The organism is Azospirillum sp. A26 (assembly GCF_042604635.1).
Taxonomy (GTDB): Bacteria; Pseudomonadota; Alphaproteobacteria; order Azospirillales; family Azospirillaceae; genus Azospirillum; species Azospirillum palustre.
Map to the genome: position 1 here is coordinate 175,299 of NZ_CP170473.1, position 25,483 is coordinate 200,781.

Genomic DNA, 25,483 nt, shown 5'->3' on the forward strand with positions numbered 1-25,483 from the left:
ATGGCGAACCCCACCGATTACCTGCTGGCGGTCGAAGGGCTGACTGTTTCCTTCGACGGCTTCAAGGCGGTCAACGACCTGTCCTTCTACGTCGACAGCAACGAGATCCACGTCATCATCGGCCCGAACGGCGCCGGCAAGACCACGGTGCTCGACCTGATCTGCGGACGGACCAAGGCGTCCGGCGGCTCCATCAAGTTCCGCAACCGGGAATTGACGGCGATGAAGGAGCACCAGATCGTCAAGGCCGGGGTCGGGCGCAAGTTCCAGAACCCGTCGATCTACGACGACCTGACGGTGTTCGAGAATCTGGAGATCTCCTACCCCCGCGGCCGCAGCGTGTTCGGCGCGCTGGCCTTCAAGCGCGACGCCGCGGTGCGCGAGCGGGTGGCGGAGATCGCCGAGATGATCTTCCTGGCCGACCATCTCGACCAGCGCGCCGAATATCTCAGCCACGGCCAGAAGCAGTGGCTGGAGATCGGCATGCTGCTGATCCAGGACCCCGAGCTGCTGATGCTGGACGAGCCGGTCGCCGGCATGAGCGTCAACGAGCGCAAGAAGACCGCCGAGCTGCTGAACCGCATCATCCAGAACCGGTCGGTGCTGGTGATCGAGCACGACATGAAGTTCGTCGAGGACATCGCCCACCGCGTCACCGTGCTGCACCAGGGGAAGATCCTGTCGGAAGGCAGCATGGAGCGGGTGAAGAACGACCCCAAGGTCGTCGAAGTCTATCTCGGCCATTGATTTATCTGGGCCAGAGTCATTTGGGCCACTGAGCGGGGGATCAACAGATGCTTTCCGTCAACCAACTCCGCGTGTCCTACGGCGAGAGCGAGGTCCTGCACGGCCTGGACTTCACGGTGGCACCGGGCGAGATCGTCGCCATCATGGGCCGCAACGGCATGGGCAAGACGACGCTGATGAAGTCGCTGATGGGGATCGTGCCGGCGCGGTCCGGCGCCGTCCGCATCGGCGGGACCGAGATCACTGGCCTCAAGAGCTACGAGCGGGTGGCGAAGGGCGTCGCCTATGTTCCGCAGGGCCGCATGATCTTCCCGGCCATGACCGTGCAGGAGAACATCGAGACCGGCCTGACCGTCCATGGCGGACGCAGCGTGCCGGGCGATCTCTACGAACTGTTCCCGGTGCTGCTGGAGATGAAGGGCCGCCGCGGCGGCAACCTGTCGGGCGGCCAGCAGCAGCAGCTTGCCATTGCCCGCGCCCTGGCGACCAAGCCGAAGGTCCTGCTGCTGGACGAGCCGACGGAGGGCATCCAGCCCTCGATCATCCGCGAGATGGCCCGCACCCTGCGCCGCATCCGCGACGAGAAGGGGTTGAGCATCGTCGTGTCGGAACAGGTGCTGAGCTTCGCGCTCGACATCGCCGACCGGGTGCTGGTGATCGAGAACGGCGAGATCGTCCACGAGGACAGCCGCGACCGCATCGACGAGGCGAAGGTCGCGCGGCTGCTGTCGGTCTGAACGCCCGACAGGATACCGACGCCTTCGCCTCTTTCCCGCATCCCGCCTCTCCACCGCAGAGGGAAGCGCCATGACTCCCGCGAAGTCCGCATCCACCGCCTGTGCCGTGGTCGCCCTGCTGTCCGCCATGGCGGTGCCGCTGACCGGTTCGACCGGCGTGGCGACCGCCGGTCTCGTCGTTTCCGCGGCGCTGGCCGCCGCCGCCGCCGCCTTCGCCCACCGGCGGGACGCGGCGCTCGGCCCGCTCGGCACCCGCGCCGCGGCGCTGTCCGGTTCGGGCGGTGGCGCGGGCGGCGACCCGGTGCGGGAGCTTGCCGACGCACTCGACCGCATCGCCGCCGCCGCGGAGCTGCGCGACGCGCGGGAGGCGGAGCGCGAGGCCGAACGCAAGGCGACCGAGGAGCGCGCCGCCCGGCTGGAGGCGCTGACCCGCGCCTTCGAGAGCAAGGTCGGTCGGCTGGTGCAGACCGTTTCGTCGGCCGCCGCCGAAATGACCGGCACCGCCACGGCGATGAGCGAGACCGCCGGGCGCAGCAACCGGCTGTCGGCGGCGATGTCGCAATCCTCGGCCCAGGCCTCGATGAACGTCCAGACCGTGGCGACGGCGACGGAGGAGCTGTCGGCCTCGATCCAGGAGATCGGCCGGCAGGTCGCGTCCTCCGCCGCCATCGCCGGCAAGGCGGTCGCCGACACCCGCCGCACCGACACGGTGGTGCAGAGCCTGGCCGACAGCGCCGGGCGGATCGGGCAGGTGATCGGGCTGATCCAGGGCATCGCCGGCCAGACCAACCTGCTGGCGCTGAACGCCACCATCGAGGCGGCGCGGGCAGGGGAGGCCGGCAAGGGTTTCGCCGTCGTCGCCAGCGAGGTCAAGACTCTGGCCAACCAGACCGCCAGGGCGACCGAGGACATCGCCACCCAGGTCGGGGCCATCCAGTCGGCGACGGCCGAGGCGGTGGCGGCGATCCGTTCCATCGCCGGCACCATCGCCGAGATCAACGAGATCGCCGCCGCCATCGCCGCCGCGGTCGAACAGCAGGGGGCGGCCACCGGCGAGATCGCCCGCAATGTGCAGGAGGCGGCGCGCGGCACTGAGAGCGTGGCGTCCAACATCGCCGGCGTCTCGGACGCGGCCTCCGACACCGGCACGGCGGCGGGGCAGGTGCTGGGCGTTGCCTCACAGGTCGCCGGCCATGCCGACGAGCTGAGCCGTGAGGTCAACAATTTCCTGGCGGAGGTCAGCCTGCAGGCGGCGCTGCGCCGCCGCGCCTCGGTCGCCGGGCGGATGGTGGCCGCCACGGTGCGGCGCACGCAGGGGCTGGCGCCCGGCGCGCCGGCCACCGCCGCGGTGAACAAGAGCGGCATCGCCGTCACCGACGAGACGGTGAAGGTCGGCATCCTGCATTCCGTCACCGGCACCATGGCGCTGAGCGAGGGCGGGTCGATCCAGGCGGAGATGCTGGCGATCCAGCAGATCAACGAGGCCGGCGGCGTGCTGGGCCGGCGGATAGAGATCGTCCAGGAGGACGGAGCCAGCGACTGGCCGATCTTCGCCGCCCGCGCCGACAAGTTGCTCGGGACCGACAAGGTGGCGGCGATCTTCGGCTGCTGGACCTCGGCCTCGCGCAAGGAGGTGCTGCCGGTGTTGGAGAAGCGCGACGGCCTGCTCTACTACCCGACCTTCTACGAGGGTCTGGAGCAGTCCGACCACGTCATCTACACCGGGCAGGAGGCGACGCAGCAGATCCTGGCCGGGCTGGACTGGGTGATGCGCGAGAAGGGGGCGAAGAGCTTCTTCCTGGTCGGCTCGGACTATATCTGGCCGCGCGCCTCCAACGCCATCGCGCGGCGCCACATCGAGGCCAAGGGCTGCCGCGTCGTCGGCGAGGAGTATGCCGAACTCGGCGACACCCGCTTCGAGACCATCGTCGCGCGCATCCGGGCGGCCCGGCCCGACGTGATCTACGCCATTGTCGTCGGCGGCTCCAACGTCGCCTTCTACAAGCAGCTGAAGGCGGCCGGGATCGAGCTGGACCGCCAGATCCTGATGACCAACAGCGTCACCGAGGACGAGATGATGGGCATCGGCGGCGACAACATCGCCGGGGCCTTCACCTGCGCCAAATATTTCCAGAGCCTGGAGCTACCGGCCAACCGCGCCTTCGTCGCCGCCTTCAAGGCGATGTGGGGGGCGGACAGCGTCATCGGCGACGTCACCCACAACGCCTGGCTCGGCCCCTGGCTGTGGAAGCTGGCGGTTGAGAAGGCCGGCAGCTTCGACGTGGCGCGCGTCGTCGCCGCCTCGCCCGGCATCGAGTTCGCCGGAGCGCCGGCCGGTGCCCTGCGCATCCACGAGAACCATCACCTGTGGACCCGGACCCGCATCGGCCGCGCCCGACGCGACGGCCAGTTCGACGTGGTCTTCGAGACCCGGGATCTCATCGAGCCGAACCCCTTCCCGGACGGCTTCCGGGAGCTGGCGGCCTGAGTTCCGCACTCCGCGTCCTCCTGCCTTTCCCCGTCACCCATCAGTCCATCGATAAGGAAGAGCAAACCATGGCTGACACCCTGATCAAGGCCGACCTGTCGCAATCTCCCTACGAGAACGACATGATCCACAACCGCTGGCATCCGGACATCCCGATGGCGGTGACGGTGAAGCCGGGCGACGACTTCATCCTGGAATGCTACGACTGGACCGGCGGCCAGATCAAAAACGACGACGATGCCGCCGACGTGCGCGACGTCGATCTCAGCCAGGTCCATTTCCTGTCCGGCCCGGTCGGGGTCGAAGGGGCGGAGCCGGGCGACCTGCTGGTGGTCGACCTGCTGGACATCGGCGCCTTCCCGCAGCAGCAGTGGGGCTTCAACGGCTTCTTCTCCAAGCAGAACGGCGGCGGCTTCCTGACCGAGCATTTCCCGCTGGCCCAGAAGTCGATCTGGGACTTCGAGGGCATGTTCACCAAGTCGCGCCACATCCCGGGCGTGCGCTTCGCCGGGCTGATCCATCCCGGCCTGATCGGCTGCCTGCCCTCGCACGACCTGCTGGCCAAGTGGAACAAGCGTGAGCAGGCGCTGATCGACACCAACCCGACCCGCGTCCCCGGCCTCGCCAACCCGCCCTACGCGCCGACCGCTCATATGGGCCGGCTGAAGGGCGATGCGCGCGACAAGGCGGCGGCTGAGGGCGCCCGCACCGTGCCGCCGCGCGAGCATGGCGGCAACTGCGACATCAAGGATCTGTCGCGCGGCTCGCGCATCTATTTCCCGGTCTATGTGAAGGGAGCCGGCCTGTCGATGGGCGACCTGCATTTCAGCCAGGGCGACGGCGAGATCACCTTCTGCGGCGCCATCGAGATGGCGGGCTGGGCGCATCTGAAGGTGAACCTGATCAAGGACGGCATGGCGAAGTACGGCATCAAAAACCCGATCTTCAAGCCGAGCCCGATCGTCCCGACCTACAACGACTATCTGATCTTCGAGGGCATCTCGGTCGACGAGGCGGGCGAGCAGCATTACCTGGACGTCCATGTCGCCTACCGCCAGGCCTGCCTGAACGCCATCGAATATCTGAAGAAGTTCGGCTATTCCGGCGCCCAGGCCTATTCGATCCTCGGCACCGCGCCGGTCCAGGGCCATATCAGCGGCGTGGTCGATGTCCCCAACGCCTGCGCCACCCTGTTCCTGCCGACGCAGATCTTCGACTTCGACATCACGCCCAACGCCGACGGCCCGACCAAGTTCATCAGTGGCGACGTCGACATGCCGGTCGCGCAGGACCGCGTGTAACCGGCAAGGGGGAGGACGCGCCATGCCGATGTACGACTACGAGTGCCGGACCTGCGGCGACTTCACCGAGATGCGGCCGATGGCGGAATGCAGCCTGCCGCAGCCCTGTCCCCACTGCGGGGTGCCGTCGCCGCGGGTGATCCGCAGGACGCCGGCCTTCTCCACCGTCTCCGCCGCGACACGGACGGCGCACGCCACCAACGAACGCAGCGCCGACCGGCCGAGCCTGCTGTCGGAGGTCGGGCCGAAGCATAAGCACGGTCCCGGCTGCGGCTGCGGAAGCGGCGGAAAGGGGCGGTCGGTGCTGCGCACCCCCGACGGGGCGAAGGGGTTTCCGACGGCAAGGCCGTGGATGATCAGCCACTGACCCATCAGGAACGGAGGCTCCGTCAACTTGTCGGCCGACCGGTTGCCGGGGCCTCCGATGGGGTGAACCGCGCTTGGTTTGCTGGAGGCCATTTGGTTTGAGTCACGCCGCCATGGCGACGCCCTCGGTTTGAGCATAGTAACGCGCTTCGGCCTCGGCGGGAGGGATGTTGCCGATGGGTTCGAGGAGGCGGTGATTGTTGAACCAGTCGAGCCATTCCAGGGTGGCGAACTCGACGGCCTCCAGGGTTGCGCCACGGCCCACGGCGCCGGATCACCTCGGTCTTGTAGAGGCCGTTGATGGTCTCGGCCAAGGCGTTGTCATAGGAATCGCCGACGCTGCACACGGATGGCTCGACGCCGGCATCGGTGAGACGCTCGGTGTAGCGAATAGCGACGTATTGCGATCCGCGGTCCGAGTGGTGGATGAGACCGCCGCCCTTGGCTGGCCGGCGATCGTGAAGCGCCTGTTCCAAGGCATCCAGGACAAAGCCGGCGTGGGCGGTGCGCGACACCCGCCAGCCGAGCCCGAAGGGCCAGCGAAGCTACGATTTTGCGGGCGAAGGTGTCGATGACGAAGGCCACATAGACGAAGCCCTGCCACGTGGCGACATAGGTGAAATCCGCCACCCACAAGGCATTCGGACGTGGGGCCTGGAACTGGCGGTTCACCCGGTCAGCGGGGCATGGTATGGCGTGGTCGCTGATCGTGGTGCGCACCGCCTTGCCGCGTGTTGCCCCCTTCAACCCCATGTGCTTCATCAGCCGGGCCACCGTGCAGCGCGCTGCATCGATGCCGTCCCGCCGCAACTGCCGCCAGACTTTCCGTACCCCGTAGACCTGGAAGTTCGCATCCCAGACCCGTCGGATAGCCAAACTCAGCGCCGCGTCGCTTCGCGAGCGGACCGGCGCCCTGGACGGATCGGCCCGCCGGGCGGCATGGGTGCGGTAAGTGGATGGGGCGATCGGCAAGCACCTTGCAGATCGGCTCGACCCCGTGGACGGCACGGTGCGCGTCGATGAAGGCAATCATTTCCGAAACGGGCGGTCGAGCTCCGCCTGGGCGAAATACGCCGACGCCTTGCGCAGAATCTCGTTCGCCTGACGCAATTCCCGCACCTCGCGCTCCAGTGCCTTGATCCGCTCCTGCTCGTCCGTCGTCGGGCAGGCCCCTTGCCCTGGTCACGCTCGGCCTGCCGGACCCAGCCCCGCAGCGTCTCCGCCGTGCAGCCGATCTTCGCCGCGATCGAGCCGATCGCTACCCACTGCGAGGCGTAATCCCCCGCGTGCTCGAACACCATCCGCACCGCACGTTCGCGGACTTCAGGAGCGTATGTGCGTGATGTCGCTTTCGTCATCATGACCCCATTCTCTCAAGAAACGGAGCCTCCGACAAACCCGGCGCGGTTCAGATTGGATAAACCTCAGCCTCTTCCGATGGCTGGGGTAACCCCGACAGCTGTGTTGCTGAGCGCTATCTCAATGGTGATGTGCCCCTGAGGACTGCGATCATGTCTGTTGGAGGCCGAGCGGAAGGCCGTGAGGGGCGGGCCGATCTGTGAACCAGCGGACGGTCTCCCGCAATCCGGCATCCAGATCGACTTTCGGTTGCCAGCCGAGACGGTGCAGACGGTGGATATCCGGTTGCAGCAGCATCACCTGGTTCGGACCGTAAGGCAGGCGGCCGAAGTCGAGGATGCCGTGCGGATCGACGAGATCGCGAAGCCGGATCAGCGTTTCCTTCAAGGGCGGGGCTTCGGGGTGGCCAAGGTTGAACACTCCCTCCGCCTCGTCATGCTCCACCACCGTGCGGATGGCGGTGGCGGTGTCGCGGGCATGCAGAAAGCTCCATCCTTGCTCACAACCCGTCAGGGGAACGGGCTCGCCGTGCAGAAGACGACTGATCGCCATCGGGATCAGCCATTTCCCGTTGTCCATCGCTCCATAGGTCGAGAAGACGCGCAGCCAAGCGAAACGCATCCCGCTATCGGCACAAAGTCTTGCAGCCTCCCGACCGGCATCCGCCTTCGCCCTGCCATAGTGCGTGGTCGGCCTGAGTTCATCGCTCTCCCGCAGGATTCGGTTCTGCGGCCCATACTCGGCTTGCGATCCGACGCCGACGAAGCAGATCAAGCCCAACTCTGCGGCCAGAGCGACGAGCTGCACCGTCATGGCGACGTTGCCGGTTTGGGCCGGGTCGTCGTGATGGGTGTTGGCGACACCGGACCAAGCCAAATTGACAATCGACTGGGGCCGGAATTCGCGCAGAAGCGAACGCAGGGCGTCGATGTCCGCCAGATCCGCGGCAGCCGTGGCGCAAGCCAGTCCGGCAAGGCGCCATTCACTGCCGCCCGGCCGGGTGACGGCCAGAACCTCGTGGTCCGAAGCAAGCAGTTCCCGGGTCAGATAGGCCCCAAGAAAGCCGCCTGCGCCGAGGATCGCCGTCCGGAACATCCGGCGTCCGGTCACGGCTCAGGCTCCTTTCAGACGGACCAGCGCATTGTGGGCTTCGATCGCGGCATTGATCGCTGTCAGCAGGCGTGCCCTGATTTGGTCGGGCAGTTCGCCGGACTCGTTGCGGTAGAAGTCCATGAAAGCCTTCCATTGGTCCGGCGACATCACATGGAACTTGGCGGAAAGCGGCTCGATGATCGTGTATTTGATCACCCAGTCCAGGAAATTCATGACCGGAAGTCCCTGGCCGATGCCGTCGATGACCGAAGCCGACCACAATTGCTTGGGACGCAGGCGGCTCCGCTTGTTTATTTGCAGGAGAAGCCGGTAGATGGCGATTCCGGTCAAGGGGTTGGCGGTGACTTCGTCGCCCGGCGTAAAATTATACTGACGCTGGGTGATCCAGGGATCGGCAATGACATGCACCGGACGGTCGGCGAACGCTTCGAAGCGAATGCCGAGGAAGGTGAAAAGGCTCCGGACGCGGTATGGCGATGGATCGATTGCCGCCATCGGCGCGCGGCGGGCGATGGCGGAGGTTATGAAGGCCAGCAGGCACATCGAAGCCGGCTGCTCCAGCCATCCGCCCAATGTCGGGAAGGTCATGTCGGCGTCGAGCGAGCAGACATGTTCCGCCAGCACGGTCACGCCGTCCCGATGGACCTGACGGTAGTTCAGAAGCACCATGTCCGCCGGTGTTTCCTTCAACAGCGCGATGGTCTTTGCCAACGCCCCGTCATGCAGAATGTCGTCGTCGCCGAATATCCAGAGCCATTCACCGGTTCCGGCCGACAGACAACTCAGGACATTTTCGTCGGCGCCAATATTCACCGCATTGCGGACATAGCGGAAGCCGGGGAACCTAGCGCCGATATCGCGGCAGACGTCGGTGGTCCGGTCGGAACTGGCATTGTCCAAGACAATCACCTCCACTGTCCCGGCAGGCAGGAAGGCCGACTGTCTCGCGAGCTCCGTCAGCAATGGCCCGATAAAAATTTCCCGGTTGTGACTGGGAATAACGATCGACAGGAAAGGAGGCATGACGATCTCGTCTCCGAGAGGTGAATTGTGCTTCAGCCAAGACATGATCGGGGAATGGTCATGGCGCTTCCAGTGAGGGAGCCGTCCGGTCCGACGGTCGCCGCCTTCGGTCTCTCAGGCTCTATTCCGCAAGAGCCGGGTCCATCTCGGCATTGTCGCGCACGATGCGTGCCGGAGATCCGACGGCGAGCTTGAAGGGCGGAATGTCCCGGATGACAGTGCTGTTGGCCCCGATCACGCAGCCCTCTCCGACGACGATGCCCGGACGTACGAATGCTCCGGCGCCGATGAAGCTGTCAGCGCCGATGCGGCTCCGATAGCCATACATAGAGCCCTCCCCAAGAACGCAGACCGGCATGATGGAAACCTCCGGTCCCAGGGCGCAATGGCCTTGGATCAGGCACCCATTTCCGATCTGTGCTGCCGGATAGATCGTGGTGAAGGGAAAGATCATGACGCCCTCGCCCAGGCGGGCCAAAGGCGAACAGGAAACCGAGGGATGGATCATGGTGACCAGCCGTGCTCCCGCCGCGGCGATCCGGCCGAGCCATTCACGGCGCAATCCGGCATCGCTGACCGCCACAATGAAGTGGCAGGCCGCCCGCAACGCGGCATCCCTTTCCAACAGATCGAAGGGGCCGAGGATCGGAGTGCCGTGAACATGTGTCCCCGGCTCCTTGAGATTGTCGAGGAAGCCCACAGGCTCCCGGCCGGTGGTCTGGCAAAGCTCGGCAGCGATGAGGCCCATTCCACCTGAGCCAAGGATCACGACGCGCTCTGCTCCCGATCCGGTCGGCTGTCCTTCAAGCGGCACCATCAAACGCATCCTTCGATTGTCGACAGAGAGATGATCAGCCGCTTCACGACACACAGTGCGGTTGTTCCTGCCTGCTGACTGCTGTCGAGCGTGAAGCGGATTTCCAGATCGACCGGGCTTTCGACCTGTCCCAGCGGAACCTTGCACAGAATCGGCCGGCCCGGTGTGGGAGAGATGGCCGCAATCTGCCGGAAGGGACCGTTTTCTCCGGCCGGCCTGATGCCCAGACTGCTCACCACCGGAGGCTGGCCATCATCGCGCACCCAGATCTGAAGGTCGCACACCGCCTGTCCGAAGGCAGGAATGCCGAAGAGGCGGAAGCCGGCGCTTCTGCCGCTGCCATCGGCCGGGATCATGACATACATCAGCCGCTCGTCGATTTCGAAGAAGCCGGCCGCGATGTCGCCGAAACACTCGGACTGGAAAGTCCGGCCATGGGACAGGCAATCGATATCCACGGGGCGTCCGTTCGCCCAGTCCTTCAAAAGCCTGCTTATCAAATCTTTGCCGGCCAGATTGACCTCGGCCCCTTCAAGGTCGGTCGCCGCGAGCATCCGATGCCAGTTCAGGTGGTTGAAGGCCGATGCATGTTTCGCATTTTCCCCGAAGACGAAATCCGGCCGTGCATTGAAAAAGCTGTCCACCGTTGCGGTGGAAATCAGTCCGTTCAGCGCCATCGCGCCAAGAAATCGTGGGAAATTATAATGGGCGATATGAGGCCACCTGGAAATCCAGTGCGATTTGTCGCCTTCACGATAGATGAGAAAGGGATGATTGATGAAACAGCATTTGCCGTGTGTCAGCGCGTTCAGATTGAAGCAGATGGGTGAAAGGCCAAGCCCGACCAAATGACGTTCCACGACGTCATGGAACGGAAGAACCTTGACGATGTTGGCGCTCATTCTAAGAAATTCCCGGCCAATGCCGAGAACGGACTGATCCATGTCGAGAAAATGAATACCAGGCTCATATTGAGAGCTTGGCATATCCTCATCGTGGGTTATGTCGCGCAACTCCGCGTCGACGATCAGGTTGCCGAGGTGGAACAAGGTCACGGTTTTGTCGTCATGGCGGGCAACGATCTCCGCGACCTGTCCCAAGGCGCCTGGGGCCGGCATATCGTCGTCGCCCAGAAGCCAGCGGAACGGGGTTTCGCTGAACATATAGAGCGATGAAAGATTCAGGTCCGCCCCGACATTGCAGAAGCAGCGTCGGTACCTGACGAATGGAAATATTTCGCGGATTCTTGCTATGAACTGGATGTTGCGTTCGTTTTTGCCGTTGTCGTGAATATCGACCGATATGTGCTGGTCGAGCTGGCAAATCTGCCAGCACAGGACGGCGATGAGATCCTGAGTTTCTGCATGCCGGTTGTAGATGGGAATCCCGATGCTGATCGTCGGGTTCACCGGTTTCGGCGGAACAGGAACCCCGTCCGAAAGGGCTTTTCGCAGAAAGGTCTGGGCCTGAACGATTTCCCGATTAACCGCGTCAAGGGTTTCGATTTGGCTGGATCGCATCTGCTGCATCAGGCGTCACCAAGTTCGTCTTTTCGCAGGGATGCCTGGTCGATCAGCATGTTGGCATGATGCTCTGCGCGCGGAAGAAACGGATACATGTCCTCCAGCGGGCGGGAGGACATGCTGCCATCGGCCTCTATTCTGGAGGAGAGCGCCGGAATCACCGGCTGGTCGGGCGGCATGACGACATCGAGGACATAGGGGCCCGATGCGGTCAGGGCCCGCTCCAGCGCGTCGTCCAACTCTTCCAAAGATGTCACCCGTTCCGCCGGCAGCCCATAGGCGGCACAAAGCTTGAGCGTGTCCGGCATGCTGATTCCCGTTTCAGCGCCTTCCCCGATCAGGCGGCCAGCAAAATACTTCTGCTGGGTCGATCGGATCGACAGATAGCCAGCGTTGTTCAGCACGAACAGCTTGACGGAAAGCTGGTGGTGGAAAAGGGTCTGCAACTCCTGAACGTTCATCTGAAGCGAGCCGTCGCCGGTGATGGCCAGCACGCGCCGGTCGCGTCCGGCGAAAGCCGCCCCGATTGCGGCCGGCAGCGTGTAGCCCATGCAGGCCATGCCGCCCGAGGTGATGAACCGTTGCCCCTGCCCGGTCAGCCGGATCGCTTGCGCCGTGGCGTACATGGCCGTTCCGGTATCGCAGATGACGATGTCGTCAGCCTGCGACCGTCGGGACAAGGCGGCAATCAGGCTGTGGCTGTGAACACCGCCGACGGTATCGGCGGGATCGGGAAGATCCGCCCGGTACCGGGTCTTCCAATCCACGCAGCGCGCCAGCCAAGCGGCTGTGGCTGTGGCTGTGGTGGATGGCGGGGCGGAGGGCGCGTCATGCTCCGCCTCTTCAAGCAGGAGGTCGATGAAGTCCTTCGCATCGGCCACCACCAACTGATCGATGGAGATCGTCGGCTTGCGGTGGGCGGTGGGGTCGATATCGACGACGATCCGGGTGGCGGCGCGGGCAAATTGCGCATGGTCATAGCCGACGACCGAAACGGGCAGACTGGTGCCGATCGCCAGGATCAGGTCGGCATTCTGCATGGCGTAATTCGCCGCACGGTCGCCCCGGACGCCCGGCCTGCCGATATAGACGGGAAGATCGTGGCTCATGACGTCGAGCCCGAGATAAGGGGTGACCACCGGGATTTGGTGGCGTTCGGCGAGACGCCGGAGAGCATCGCACGCCCCCGCCAATCGAACGCCCTGTCCGGCGATGATGACGGGCCGCTCGGCAAGGCGAAGCCGCTCCCATGCCAGCGCCACGTCACCAGGGGCAGGAGACGGAACGCCGCCCTCTTCGGCGATGTATGCGGCCAGATCCTCCGGTTCGATCCAGGCCGCCTGGACATCCATCGGTATGTCGATCCACACCGGACCGGGGCGTCCGGAGCGGGCCAGATGGACTGCCTTTTCCAGTTCATAGCGGATGCGGAAGGGATCGGTCAGCATGACCGCATGTTTGGATATCGATGAGACGATGGGGACGATGTCCAGTTCCTGCACGCCGAACTGACGCAGGCCCGGCACGCCGGCAATGTGGGAGGCCGCCGCCAGCTTGACCTGGCCGGACAGGAACAGGCAGGGCACACTGTCCTGCCAGGCTCCGACGAGCCCGGTGATGGCGTTGGTGGCTCCCGGCCCGGTGGTGAAGCAGCCGACGGCGAAATGTCCGTTGACGCGGGCATAGGCATCCAGCGCCATGGCGGCCGACTGCTCGTGATGAAGGCAAACCGCCTGCAGATTCGGATGCCTGACGACGCTGTCGGTCAGGTGCATGATGCCGGCGCCCGAGACGAGAAAAATATCCCGCAAGCCGAGAAAATCGGCAATGAAGGAGGCGACATAGTCAGAAACTCTCATCGTCATTTGACACTCGCACCGAACGGCTGACCGGTTGTATCGTCCTGGCCGGCTTTAGAATTTGGCCCGTCTACCCACGAAAGCTGCCATCGAATATCGAAAGCCTTTTCCTAAGCTGCGATATGTCGACGGAAATGTCTCCAAATCGGGGATCAACGGAAAATTTTCTCTTGTGTATCTTTCCAATTCTTGCCTCAATGAAGTCATGTGACAGGCCTAGAATACCGGCAATCTTCTTGTAGAACTCCGGGGGCTTGAATTCACCCACGATCTCGAAGATTTTCGATCCCGGCGACATGAACGCAATGTTCGTGAAAGCGGCGCCATGAACCCCGACGACATGGCTGGCCTCGGCAAACAAACTGACTTGCTCGGCTACCGAAAGTTGTTCCGGATGAACGATTTCATAGCCGGCCGCCATCATCAGCTCGACGACGTCCCCATCGTTCAACAGGCGTCTGAGCGAGGCGTTTCCGCGAGATAGGTAGAGCTTTCGCTCCCCTTTCGCTCCGGCGCCGTCCGATGTCTCGAGGAATGTTTCTCGCAGCCAGGACAATGTTTCGATATCGACCTCGGACTGCCACCAATCCGGCATGCCCATAATGGTCCTTCTGCCCGGTACTCTGACAGTCGCCCAAAGCTGCGAGCAATGGAATACGTTACCCTGTCCCGGGTCGAGATATCTCGAGAAATCGAAGCCAATATGCTCCAGAGACTGTTTCTGGAAACTTGTCAGATCTGAATTGAATATGACAGGGACATTCCTGAGAATTCCATTTTTTTCCAGAAGGCCAAGGCCCGGGAGATAGTCTACCATCCAATGATAGTAATTTCTGCCGCCTCCAATGAATATTGCCTCATCAACCTCAATGGCATCGAAATTTTTCTTCGTTCCAAATCTCGTGTTAGGAAGATTTGCAATGTCAGATGATGAATTGATTTCTATATGATAGCCAAGATCTCGGCACATCCGGTTTTTTGCCATCACCGACTGGCTTGAAATGCCGACATAAGCATTATGCATATGCAGAATTTTTCGATATTGAGACAAAGGCAGCCGATGGCACAGGTTCTCCTGTTCCATATCCTCAATACGGCACACCTTGACGATCTCCGGAGATTTCACTCCTTCCGTCAACAGGTGCTTATAGTATGCCGATATGCGATCGATGTTTTCCTTGGTGCTTTTCACTGAAAGGTCATGAAATCTTTGACGCGCCACGGAAGACCCGATCAAAGATATGAGCAGGTTTGCGGATTCAGCGAATTTGCGTTCGTCTATTTCGGGATGCTCAAGCAATTCCTTGACAATATCAGCCGCTCTTTCATTGTCATCGCTCTTCATTGAAATTAACAAAGACAATTGGCGGAAAATGAACGAATCGGGATTTTTCGCGAGTTCTTTTTTTATGATTTCCTCAGCCAGACCGGTTCGCCCCACCGCCTCGTAGCAACAGGCGAGTGCCAGATGCAGAGAACCATCGTCCGGATCCAGGATTTTCGCACGGTTCAAAGACTCGATTGCTTCTGCGAACTCGCCCTCTTCGGAGCAAACCCCGGAGATATGAATATGGTATTTCGCTGCGTCAGGCTCCAGCGCGACAAATATCTTCAGGATTCTTTTTGCACGTTCAAAGTCGCCGGAGCGAGCGGCAGCGACATATTCCATTGAGAGCTTATTCTTCATACCTGGATTGACATCCATAGGGCTGCCTTGCCACCAAGTGCGCACGGAAAATACCGGTCTGCGACGATATGTAATTTCCTCAACCAAATCAACACAGCATCAGTATCTTATAAAGATACCCCTCTCAAACGGACAGATTCTACCACGGTCCCTTTGCCGTGCGCGTGTCGCCGGAATCTGCCGACATGAAGTTTGGAAGATTGGGACGGGTCTATTTCACAGACTTCGCAGTCATGCCGATGAAGATGAAGGGTTGGATGCCGGGCGACAGCCGGACATTTGCCCAGGGGGATTTGCCGAGAAGGATTTGTTTGAAGGGGTTTACCCACAGAGAAAGGGGCGCCCTTTCGGGCGCCCCTCCTTTTACCGCGATGCTGAAGCCTCGCCGCCGGATCAACCGAGGTTGATGTCGGAGAGCGAGAGCACCGTGCTGTTGTAGACGCCGAGCAGACGAACCTCGGACGAAGCCACCTGGCCGTCGCCGTTGGTGTCGACCACCTGGTACAGGCCGGAGCTGGTGCCGTTGTTGGCCAGAACCAGCGTGCTCGCACCGGCCGACGAGTTCGTCAGCGTCCCCAGGGCCGAGCGGAAGCTGGCCAGGTTCGCATCCGTCAGGCTGCCGCTGACCGCGGAGGATAGGCTGACCAGCTCGTTGGTCATGCTCACCCCGTTGGTCGCCGCGGTCGCCGTGGTCAGAGCCGCGTCGCCGCTCCGGTCCGCCGTCGTCCGGGCCGCACCGGTCAGCTGCACCTTGTCGGTGCCCGACTGGAAGTTCGACACCGAGATGAAGCCGGTGTTCGCACCCAGCGCCGCAATGTCGCTGAAGGACGAGTACACCACCGTATCGGTGCCGCTGCCCGACGCCAGGCTGATGCTGTCGCCAGTACCACCCTGGAAGCGGATCGACCCGCTGGTCACCGTGATCGCATCGGTGCCCAGACCGCCGATCAGCGTCTCCACGTTCTGCACCGACATGGTCACGCCGGTGTTGCCGGTGGTGATCACATCGTTGCCCGTGCCGCCGATCAGCGTCTCGATGCCACGCAGCAGGACGGTCGAGCCGCCGTCGCCGAGGCTGACCACATCCGTGGCCGCACCGCCGACGATGATCTCGATGCCGGTCTCCGCCCGCATGGTGACGCCGGTGTCGCCCAGGATCACCAGGTCGCTGCCGGCACCACCGATCATCGTGTCGATGCCGCGGGTGATGACGGTGTTACCCGACGCACCCAGGGTCACGACGTCCGAACCGGTGCCGCCGACCAGGAACTCGACGCCCGAAGCCAGCATCGTCACGCCGGCCGAGCCGGTGAAGACGATGTCGGTGTTGGCGCCGCCGGTCAGCGTGTCGATGCCAGAGACCGTGACCGTGTTCGGCGTGTCGCCGAGCGTGATCACGTCGTTGCCCGAGGAGCCGATCAGCGTCTCGACCGCGCGGGTCAGCAGCGTGCTGCCCGAGGTGGCGAGGCTGACGACATCCGTAGCGGCGCCGCCGATCAGCAGTTCGATGCCCGAACCCAGCGCCATGGTGACGCCGGTGTCGCCCAGGAACACCCAGTCGGTGCCCGCACCGCCCGACAGCGTATCGATGCCGCGGGTGATGACGGTGTTGCCCGAGGAGCCCAGGGTGACGACGTCGGTACCCGCACCGCCGACCAGGAACTCGACACCCGAGACCGTCATCGTCACGCCGGTCGAGCCGGTGAAGACGACGTCGGTGCCAGCACCGCCGGTCAGGGTGTCGATGCCGGTGACGGTGATCGTGTTCGGCGTGTCGCCGAGCGTGATCACGTCGGTGCCGGTCGAACCGATCAGCGTCTCGATCCCGCGGGTCAGCAGGGTGGCGCCCGAAGTGCTGATGGTCAGCACGTCGGTGGCCGTGCCGCCGACCAGGATCTCGATGCCGGTGCCCAGCGTCATCGTGTTGCCGGTGTCACCCAGGAACACGAGGTCGGTGCCCGCACCGCCGATCAGCGTCTCGATGCCGCGGATGGTGGTGGTGTTGCCGGCCGAACCCAGGGTCAGGACGTCGGTGCCGGAGTTGCCGATCACGTAGTCCGCACCCGAGACGGTCAGGGTCGCACCCGCCGAACCGGTGAAGATGACTTCCAGGCCCGTGCCGCCGATCAGCGTCTCGATGCCCAGAGCCAGCAGCGTGCCGCCGGCCGTGCCGATGGTCACCACGTCGGTGCCCGTGCCGCCGATCAGCGTCTCGATGCCCGACACCACCATGGTGTTGCCGAACGTGCCGAGGGTGACGATGTCGGAAGCCAGACCGCCGGTCAGCGTCTCGATCCCGCTGACGAGCAGCGAGTTCGCGGTGTTGCCCAGCGTGACGACGTCGGTGCCGACATCGCCGGTCAGCGTCTCGATGCCGCGCAGCAGCACCGTGTTGCCGGCCGTGCCGAGCGTGATCACGTCGGTGCCGGCGCCGCCGATCAGGATGTCGATCGCCGAAACCAGGGCCGTCGTGCCGCCCGAACCCAGGAAGACCAGTTCCGAACCCGAACCGCCGGTGATCGTCTCCAGCGCATTGGCCAGCAGGGTCGAGCCCGTCGTGCCGATGGTGATGACGTCGGTGCCCGCGCCGCCGGTGACCGTCTCCAGAGCCGAAACCAGCAGGGTGTTGCCGGTCGTGCCCAGGGTGATGGCATCGGTGCCCGAACCGCCGACCAGGGTCTCCAGCGCCGAGACCAGCATGGTGGTGCCGGTGTCGCCGATGGTGATGACGTCGGTGCCAGCAGCGCCTGTCAGGGTCTCCAGGCCGCGCAGGATGACCGTGTTACCGGCCGTGCCCAGCGTGACCACGTCGGTGGTGGTGCCGCCGATCAGGATCTCCAGCCCGGAGGCCAGGACCGTGTTGCCCGACGAACCCAGGAACACGAGGTCGGAACCCGTGCCGCCGGTGATCGTCTCCAGGGCGTTGGCGAGCAGGGTGTTGCCGGCCGTGCCCAGGGTGACGACGTCGGTGCCGACACCGCCGGTGACCGTCTCCAGAGCCGAAACCAGCAGGGTGGTGCCGGTCGTGCCCAGGGTGACGACATCGACCGAAGCGCCACCCACCAGGGTGTCGATCAGCGAGACCGCCAGGGTGTTGCCCGTCGAACCCAGGGTGACGACATCGGTGCCCGTGCCGCCCGTCAGGGTCTCCAGCGCCGAAACCAGCATGGTGGTGCCGGTCGTGCCGAGGCTGACCACGTCGGAGCCCGTGCCGCCAACCAGCGTGTCGATCAGCGAGATCGCCAGCGTGTTGCCGGTGTCGCCCAGCGTGATGACGTCCGTGCCGGCAGCGCCGGTCAGCGTCTCGAAGCCACGGAGCAGCAGCGTGTTGCCGGCCGTGCCCAGCGTGACGGCGTCGGTGCCAGCACCGCCGACCAGGATGTCGATGCCCGAGACCGAAACCGTGTTGCCGGACGAGCCGAGGAAGACGACATCGGTGCCGGTGCCGCCGGTCAGGGTCTCAAGACCGCTCACCAGCAGGGTCGTTCCGGCGGAGCCGAGCGTGACGACGTCGGTGCCGGTGCCGCCGGTCAGCGTCTCCAGCAGGCCGGTCAGCAGCAGGGTGTTGCCCGCCGTGCCCAGCGTGATGACGTCGGTACCGGTGCCGCCGGTCAGCGTCTCGACATTCGACACCAGCATGGTGGTGCCGGTGTTGCCGATGGTCACCAGATCGGTGCCGACGCCGCCGGTCAGGGTCTCCAGGCCGCGGACGATGATCGTGTTGCCGGCGGTGCCAAGCGTCACGATGTCGACCTGCGTGTTGGCCGTGTCGATGTTCGACCCGGCGACCAGCACTTCGACGTTGGACACCAGCAGCGTGCTTCCGGTCAGGCCGATGAACACGATGTCGTTGCCGGCGCCGCCGGTCAGCGTCTCCAACCCGGTCGCCAGCAGCGTGCCGCCGGACGAGCCCAGGGTGATGACGTCGGTGCCGCTGCCGCCGCTCAGGGTTTCGAGCAGCGACACCAGCATGGTGTTGCCGACCGTTCCCAGCGTGACGACGTCGGTGCCGACCTGGCCGGTCAGCGTCTCGATGCCGGACACCAGCATGGTGTTGCCGAGGACCGAGCCGATGGTGACGACGTCGGTGCCCGCACCGCCCGTCAGGGTTTCGACCGCGGAGACGAACAGCGTGTTGCCGTTGGTGCCGATGGTGACGACGTCGGTGGCGGTGCCGCCGATGACCGTCTCGAACAGCGAGACCGACGCGGTATTGCCCGTGTCGCCCAGCGTCAGCACGTCGGTGCCGGCGCCGCCGATCAGCGTCTCGATGCCGCGGAGCAGCAGCGTGTTGCCGGCCGAACCGAAGGTGACGACGTCGGTGCCCGTGCCGCCGATCAGGATGTCGATGCCCGACACCGAGAGCGTGTTGCCGGCCGTGCCGAGGAAGACGAGATCGGTGCCGGTGCCGCCGGTCAGCGTCTCAAGACCGCTCACCAGCAGGGTCGTTCCGGCGGAACCCAGCGTGACGACGTCGGTGCCGGTGCCGCCGGTCAGCGTCTCCAGCAGGCCGGTCAGCAGCAGGGTGTTGCCCGCCGTGCCCAGGGTGATGACGTCGGTGCCGGTGCCACCGGTCAGCGTCTCGACATTCGACACCAGCATGGTGGTGCCGGTGTTGCCGATGGTCACCAGATCGGTGCCGACGCCGCCGGTCAGGGTCTCCAGGCCGCGGACGATGATCGTGTTGCCGGCGGTGCCAAGCGTCACGATGTCGACCTGCGTGTTGGCCGTGTCGATGTTCGACCCGGCGACCAGCACTTCGACGTTGGACACCAGCAGCGTGCTTCCGGTCAGGCCGATGAACACGATGTCGTTGCCGGCGCCGCCGGTCAGCGTCTCCAACCCGGTCGCCAGCAGCGTGCCGCCGGACGAGCCCAGGGTGATGACGTCGGTGCCGCTGCCGCCGCTCAGGGTTTCGAGCAGCGAGACCAGCATGGTCGAGCCGGCGGTGCCGATGGACACCACATCCATCGCCGTGTTGCCGATCAGCGTTTCGACAGCCGAGACCAGTACGGTGGCGCCGTTCGGGCAAAGGCTGATGACGTCGGTGCCGGCACCGCCGGTCAGCGTCTCAAGGCCACACACGAACACGGTGTTGCCGGCCGTGCCCAGGCTGACAATGTCGATGCCGGTGCCGCCGCCGATCGTCTCGAACAGCGAGACGGTCACCGTGTTGTTGGTGTCGCCCAGCGTCAGCACGTCGGTGCCGGCGCCGCCGATCAGCGTCTCGATGCCGCGGAGCAGCACCGTGTTGCCGGCCGTGCCCAGCGTGACGACGTCGGTGCCGGCGCCGCCGATCAGGGTATCGATGGCCGAGACCGAGAGCGTGTTGCCAGCCGTGCCGAGGAAGACGAGATCGTTGCCGGTGCCGCCGGCCAGCGTCTCAAGACCGCTCACCAGCAGGGTCGTTCCGGCGGAGCCGAGCGTGACGACGTCGGTGCCGGTGCCGCCGGTCAGCGTCTCCAGCAGGCCGGTCAGCAGCAGGGTGTTGCCCGCCGTGCCCAGCGTGATGACGTCGGTACCGGTGCCGCCGGTCAGCGTCTCGACATTCGACACCAGCATGGTGGTGCCGGTGTTGCCGATGGTCACCAGATCGGTGCCGACGCCGCCGGTCAGGGTCTCCAGGCCGCGGACGATGATCGTGTTGCCGGCGGTGCCAAGCGTCACGATGTCGACCTGCGTGTTGGCCGTGTCGATGTTCGACCCGGCGACCAGCACTTCGACGTTGGACACCAGCAGCGTGCTTCCGGTCAGGCCGATGAACACGATGTCGTTGCCGGCGCCGCCGGTCAGCGTCTCCAACCCGGTCGCCAGCAGCGTGCCGCCGGACGAGCCCAGGGTAATGACGTCGGTGCCGCTGCCGCCGGTCAGCGTCTCGACCAGCGAGACCAGCATGGTGTTGCCGGCCGTGCCCAGCGTGATGGCGTCGGTGCCGGCCTGGCCGGTCAGCGTCTCGATGCCGGACACCAGCATGGTGTTGCCGGCCGAACCCAGCGTGACGACGTCGGTGCCCGCACCGCCCGTCAGGGTTTCGACCGCGGCGACGAACAGCGTGCTGCCGTTGGTGCCGATGGTGACGACGTCGGTGGCGGTGCCGCCGATGACCGTCTCGAACAGCGAGACCGACGCGGTGTTGCCCGTGTCGCCCAGCGTCAGCACGTCGGTGCCGGCGCCGCCGATCAGCGTCTCGATGCCGCGGAGCAGCAGCGTGTTGCCGGCCGAACCGAAGGTGACGACGTCGGTGCCCGTGCCGCCGACCAGCGTGTCGATGGCCGAGACCGAGAGCGTGTTGCCGGCCGTGCCGAGGAAGACCAGATCGTTGGCCACACCGCCGATCAGCGTTTCCACAGCACTCACCAGCAGGGTGGTGCCGTTCGGGCAAAGGCTGATGACGTCGGTGCCGGCGCCGCCGGTCAGGGTCTCCAGGCCGCACACGAACAGGGTGTTGCCGCCCGTGCCCAGGTTGACCACGTCGATGCCGGCGCCGCCGCTGACTGTTTCGAACAGCGAGACCGTCACCGTACCGCCGCCGGTGCCCAGCGTCAGCACGTCATTGCCGATGCTGCCGGTCAGCGTCTCGATGCCGAGCATCTGCACCGTGTTGCCGATGGTGTTGGCGAGGATCACCACATCGTTGGCGGCCGAACCGACGACGATGTCGATGTTCGTCAACGTCACCGTGCTGCCCGTGGTCGCCAGATACACCATGTCGGTGCCGACGCCGCCGATCAGCGTTTCGATCCCGGTCGCCGTCAGCGTGCTGCCGGACGAGCCGATGGTCACCACGTCGGTGCCGGCCCCGCCGGTCAGCGTCTCGACGCCGCTCACCACCAGCGTGTTGCCCGCACCGCCCAGCGTGACGATGTCGGTGCCGCTGCCGCCGATCAGAGTCTCGATCGCGGAAACCAGCAGAGTGCTGCCGGCCGAGCCGATGGTCACCACATCGGTGCCCGCACCGCCGGTCAGCGTCTCGAGCGCGGAGACGAGCAGCGTGCCGCCGGCCGAGCCGATGGTCACCACGTCGGTGCCGCCGCCGCCGCTCAGCGTTTCGAACAGCAAGGCCGTCACGGTGCTGCCGCCGGCGCCCAGCACCAGCAGGTCGTTGCCGATGTCGCCGATCAGCGTCTCGATGGCCGCTGCCGTCACCGTGTTGCCGCCGGTGTTGGCCAGCGTCACCACGTCGGTGCCCGCACCGCCGATCAGGCTGTCGATGGCCGAAACCAGGATGGTGTTGCCCGAACCGCCCAGCGTGACCACTTCGGTGCCGACGCCGCCGATCAGCGTCTCGATGCCACTCACCAGCAGGGTGCTGCCGGCCGAGCCGATGGTCACCACGTCGGTGCCGGCCCCGCCGGTCAGCGTCTCGACGCCGCTGACCACCAGCGTGTTGCCCGCACCGCCCAGCGTGACGATGTCGGTGCCCGCACCGCCGATCAGCGTCTCGACCGCGGAAACCAGCAGGGTGCTGCCGGCCGAGCCGATGGTCACCACGTCGGTGCCGGCGCCGCCGGTCAGCGTCTCAAGGCTGTTCACCACCAGCGTGTTGCCTGCACCGCCCAGCGCGACGATGTCGGTGCCCTCACCGCCGGTGACCGTCTCGAACAGCGAGACCGTCACGGTGGAGCCGCTGGTGCCCAGCACCAGTAGGTCGTTGCCGATGTCGCCGATCAGCGTCTCGATGGCCGCCGCCGTCACCGTGTTGCCGCCGGTGTTGGCCAGCGTCACCACGTCGGTGCCCGCACCGCCGATCAGGCTGTCGATGGCCGAAACCAGGATGGTGTTGCCCGAACCGCTCAGCGTGACGACGTCCGTGCCGACGCCGCCGATCAGCGTCTCGATGCCGCTCACCAGCAGGGTGGTGCCGGCCGAGCCGATGGTCACCACGTCGGTGCCGGCGCCACCGGTCAGCGTCTCAAGGCCGCTGACCAGCATGGTCGAACCGGATGCGCCCAGGTTGACCACATCGTTGCCGCTGCCGCCCACCAGTGTCTCGAGCAGCGAAACCTGCAACGTGCTGCCGAGCGTGCCCGCCAGCAAGATCACGTCGCTGCCGGCGCCGCCGATCAACGTCTCGACCAGCGCGATCTGCATGGTCGAGCCGGACGCGCCCAGGCTGACCACATCGTTGCCGCTGCCGCCCACCAGTGTCTCGAGCAGCGAAACCTGCAACGTGCTGCCGAGCGTGCCCGCCAGCGTGATCACGTCGCTGCCGGCGCCGCCGATCAGCGTCTCGACCAGCGCGACCTGCATGGTCGAGCCGGCCGAGCCGATGGTCACCACGTCGGTGCCGGCGCCGCCGGTCAGCGTCTCAAGGCTGTTCACCACCAGCGTGTTGCCCGCACCGCTCAGCGCGACGATGTCGGTGCCCTCACCGCCGGTGACCGTCTCGAACAGCAAGGCCGTCACGGTGCTGCCGTTGGTGCCCAGCACCAGCAGGTCGTTGCCGATGTCGCCGATCAGCGTCTCGATGGCCGCTGCCGTCACCGTGTTGCCGCCGGTGTTGGCCAGCTTCACCACGTCGGTGCCCGCACCGCCGGTCAGGCTGTCGATGGCCGAAACCAGAATGGTGTTGCCCGAGCCGCCCAGCGTGACGACGTCCGTGCCGACGCCGCCGATCAGCGTCTCGATGCCGCTCACCAGCAGGGTGGTGCCGGCCGAGCCGATGGTCACCACGTCGGTGCCGGCCCCGCCGGTCAGCGTCTCAAGGCTGTTCACCACCAGGGTGTTGCCCGCACCGCCCAGCGCGACGATGTCGGTGCCCTCACCGCCGGTGACCGTCTCGAACAGCGAGACCGTCACGGTGGAGCCGTTGGTGCCCAGCACCAGCAGGTCGTTGCCGATGTCGCCGATCAGCGTCTCGATGGCCGCCGCCGTCACCGTGTTGCCGCCGGTGTTGGCCAGCTTCACCACGTCGGTGCCCGCACCGCCGGTCAGGCTGTCGATGGCCGAAACCAGGATGGTGTTGCCCGAACCGCCCAGCGTGACGATGTCGGTGCCGACCCCGCCGATCAGCGTTTCCAGGCCGCTCACCAGCAGGGTGGTACCGGCCGAGCCCAGGCTGATCACGTCGGTGCCGGCGCCGCCGGTCAGGGTCTCGACCAGCGAGACCTGCATGGTCGAACCGGCAGAGCCCACCGTGATGACGTCGGTGCCGACCCCGCCGATCAGCGAATCCAGCAGCGCAACCAGCATGGTCGAGCCGGCCGAGCCAACCGTGACGATGTCGGTGCCGACCCCGCCGATCAGCGTCTCAAGCAGCGAGACCAGCATGGTCGAGCCGGCCGAGCCCAGCGTGACGACGTCGGTGGCAGCGCTGCCGAGCACCGTTTCGATCGCCGCCATCTGAACGGTGTTGCCGGCCGAACCCAGGGTGACGACGTCGGTGCCGACATTGCCGATCACCGTCTCGACGACGTCGACCAGCAGGGTGTTGCCGTTCGTACCGAGGAAAATCGTGTCGACATCACTGGCACCGGTCAGCGTCTCGATCCCGGAAACCAGTACGGTGTTGTCGCCATTGTACAGCTGGATGACGTCGGTGCCAGCGCCGCCGGTCAGCGTCTCGATCCTTCTGATCCACAGGGTCGAGCCGCCCGAACCGAGGCTGATCACGTCGGTGCCGCTGCTGCCGACCAGAGTTTCCAGCAGCGCAACCTGCAGCGTTGCGCCCAGCGACCCAGCCAGCGTGATGACGTCGGTGCCGGCGCCGCCGGTCAACGTCTCCAGCAACGCGACCTGCATGGTCGAACCGGCCGAGCCCAGCGTGACGATGTCGGTGCCGGTGCCGCCGGTCAGCGTCTCAAGCAGCGAGACCAGCATGGTCGAGCCGGCCGAGCCCAGGGTGACCGCGTCGGTGCCGGTGCCGCCGACAAGCGTTTCCAGCAGCGCGACCTGCAGCGTCGTGCCGAGCGTCCCCGCCAGCGTGATGACGTCGCTGCCGCCGCCGCCGAACAGCGTCTCGATTGCCGACACCTGCATGGTGTTGCCACCAGCAGCCATCGTAACGAAATCGGTCCCCAGGCTGCCGATCAAGGTTTCGAGCAGGGAGACCGATACAGTATTCCCAGCTGAAGCGAAAGTAATGACGTCAATGGCGCCACTGCCGAAGATCGTGGAGTACTGATTGACGCTCTGCGTCGATCCGTACATATCGTTTGGATTGTTCAGGTCAAGTGTGCCAGACACGCCGATCTCCTTTAAATTCGCACGAAGCGAAAACCAGTTAACTTCCTGGTAACGTTTAATTCACGAAAAAGACCTGCCTTTCAGGCACGCCGAACCCTCGCACTCCGCCATATCAAAAGATCAGTGTCATTATCAACGAACCATTTGTAGCAGGTTTAAACAACGAGATTTCCAAAGACTGAAATTTGAGCAATGGTGTGACAACGCTCGGAAAAGTGGCCAGCCGTAAAATATTTTATACCTCAGCCCCTTTCCATTTCTTTCGCCGTTCCGAGGCG

General features: G+C 64.8%; 12 protein-coding genes, 1 pseudogene and 1 other annotated feature. Of the genes and pseudogenes, 5 read left to right on the forward strand and 8 right to left on the reverse strand.

The genetic code is table 11. The annotated features are described in order from the left end of the window. The 5 genes from urtD to ABNQ39_RS15450 all read left to right on the forward strand — a co-directional run bounded on the left by urtD (position 1) and on the right by ABNQ39_RS15450 (position 5,640). Positions 1-747: an urea ABC transporter ATP-binding protein UrtD gene (urtD, locus tag ABNQ39_RS15425; RefSeq protein ID WP_376961350.1), complete on the forward strand. Its 747-nt coding sequence runs from the start codon at positions 1-3 to the stop codon at positions 745-747. 47 nt (positions 748-794) lie between these two features. Further along, complete coding sequence (gene urtE / locus ABNQ39_RS15430) at positions 795-1,484, forward strand: urea ABC transporter ATP-binding subunit UrtE (RefSeq protein WP_376961352.1); 690 nt, start codon at positions 795-797, stop codon at positions 1,482-1,484. A 70-nt stretch (positions 1,485-1,554) separates the two neighbouring features. Beyond that, the gene (gene urtA, locus ABNQ39_RS37265; RefSeq protein WP_428846410.1) at positions 1,555-3,972 is read left to right on the forward strand and encodes an urea ABC transporter substrate-binding protein; all 2,418 of its coding nucleotides are present in this window, start codon (positions 1,555-1,557) and stop codon (positions 3,970-3,972) included. Positions 3,973-4,040: 68 nt separating this feature from the next. Beyond that, the gene (gene fmdA / locus ABNQ39_RS15445; RefSeq protein WP_376961354.1) at positions 4,041-5,273 is read left to right on the forward strand and encodes a formamidase; all 1,233 of its coding nucleotides are present in this window, start codon (positions 4,041-4,043) and stop codon (positions 5,271-5,273) included. Between the two features lie 22 nt (positions 5,274-5,295). After that, complete coding sequence (locus ABNQ39_RS15450) at positions 5,296-5,640, forward strand: FmdB family zinc ribbon protein (protein WP_376961356.1); 345 nt, start codon at positions 5,296-5,298, stop codon at positions 5,638-5,640. A 102-nt stretch (positions 5,641-5,742) separates the two neighbouring features. On the opposite strand, the pseudogene ABNQ39_RS15455 reads toward ABNQ39_RS15450, so the two are convergent. From ABNQ39_RS15455 to ABNQ39_RS15490, 8 genes and pseudogenes are all read right to left on the reverse strand, one after another. Next, a pseudogene (locus tag ABNQ39_RS15455) lies at positions 5,743-6,997 on the reverse strand (IS3 family transposase). Then, positions 6,597-6,714, reverse strand: a sequence feature (AL1L pseudoknot). Its footprint overlaps the pseudogene before it by 118 nt. Positions 6,998-7,148: 151 nt before the next feature. Next, on the reverse strand, positions 7,149-8,108 hold the full coding sequence (locus tag ABNQ39_RS15460) for an NAD-dependent epimerase/dehydratase family protein (RefSeq protein ID WP_376961358.1): 960 nt from the start codon (positions 8,106-8,108) through the stop codon (positions 7,149-7,151). Between the two features lie 3 nt (positions 8,109-8,111). Continuing rightward, on the reverse strand, positions 8,112-9,134 hold the full coding sequence (locus ABNQ39_RS15465) for a glycosyltransferase family 2 protein (protein WP_376961360.1): 1,023 nt from the start codon (positions 9,132-9,134) through the stop codon (positions 8,112-8,114). Between the two features lie 121 nt (positions 9,135-9,255). Next, complete coding sequence (locus ABNQ39_RS15470) at positions 9,256-9,951, reverse strand: DapH/DapD/GlmU-related protein (RefSeq protein WP_376961362.1); 696 nt, start codon at positions 9,949-9,951, stop codon at positions 9,256-9,258. Further along, the gene (locus ABNQ39_RS15475) at positions 9,951-11,480 is read right to left on the reverse strand and encodes a glycosyltransferase family 2 protein (RefSeq protein ID WP_376961364.1); all 1,530 of its coding nucleotides are present in this window, start codon (positions 11,478-11,480) and stop codon (positions 9,951-9,953) included. Before ABNQ39_RS15475 ends, ABNQ39_RS15470 begins: the two co-directional genes overlap by 1 nt. Beyond that, a complete protein-coding gene (locus ABNQ39_RS15480) occupies positions 11,480-13,333 on the reverse strand; it encodes a thiamine pyrophosphate-binding protein (protein WP_376961366.1) in 1,854 nt (617 codons plus the stop codon). The genes ABNQ39_RS15475 and ABNQ39_RS15480 overlap by 1 nt, the downstream gene beginning before the upstream one ends. Positions 13,334-13,403: 70 nt before the next feature. Then, entirely contained in the window at positions 13,404-15,020 is a 1,617-nt protein-coding gene (locus ABNQ39_RS15485; protein WP_376961368.1) for a glycosyltransferase 61 family protein, read from the reverse strand. 393 nt (positions 15,021-15,413) lie between these two features. Further along, the gene (locus tag ABNQ39_RS15490; RefSeq protein ID WP_376961370.1) at positions 15,414-25,019 is read right to left on the reverse strand and encodes a calcium-binding protein; all 9,606 of its coding nucleotides are present in this window, start codon (positions 25,017-25,019) and stop codon (positions 15,414-15,416) included. Positions 25,020-25,483: the final 464 nt, after the last annotated feature.

Excerpts from the sequence above, each read along its gene's own strand:
- ABNQ39_RS15470 (WP_376961362.1), bottom strand. The coding sequence starts at position 9,951 with ATGGTGCCGCTTGAAGGACAGCCGACCGGATCGGGAGCAGAGCGCGTC.
- ABNQ39_RS15490 (WP_376961370.1), bottom strand. The coding sequence starts at position 25,019 with ATGGCTGCTGGTGGCAACACCATGCAGGTGTCGGCAATCGAGACGCTG.
- urtA (WP_428846410.1), top strand. The coding sequence starts at position 1,555 with ATGACTCCCGCGAAGTCCGCATCCACCGCCTGTGCCGTGGTCGCCCTG.
- urtE (WP_376961352.1), top strand. The coding sequence starts at position 795 with ATGCTTTCCGTCAACCAACTCCGCGTGTCCTACGGCGAGAGCGAGGTC.
- urtD (WP_376961350.1), top strand. The coding sequence starts at position 1 with ATGGCGAACCCCACCGATTACCTGCTGGCGGTCGAAGGGCTGACTGTT.
- ABNQ39_RS15475 (WP_376961364.1), bottom strand. The coding sequence starts at position 11,480 with ATGCAGCAGATGCGATCCAGCCAAATCGAAACCCTTGACGCGGTTAAT.
- ABNQ39_RS15450 (WP_376961356.1), top strand. The coding sequence starts at position 5,296 with ATGCCGATGTACGACTACGAGTGCCGGACCTGCGGCGACTTCACCGAG.
- ABNQ39_RS15480 (WP_376961366.1), bottom strand. The coding sequence starts at position 13,333 with ATGAGAGTTTCTGACTATGTCGCCTCCTTCATTGCCGATTTTCTCGGC.
- ABNQ39_RS15485 (WP_376961368.1), bottom strand. The coding sequence starts at position 15,020 with ATGAAGAATAAGCTCTCAATGGAATATGTCGCTGCCGCTCGCTCCGGC.
- ABNQ39_RS15465 (WP_376961360.1), bottom strand. The coding sequence starts at position 9,134 with ATGCCTCCTTTCCTGTCGATCGTTATTCCCAGTCACAACCGGGAAATT.
- fmdA (WP_376961354.1), top strand. The coding sequence starts at position 4,041 with ATGGCTGACACCCTGATCAAGGCCGACCTGTCGCAATCTCCCTACGAG.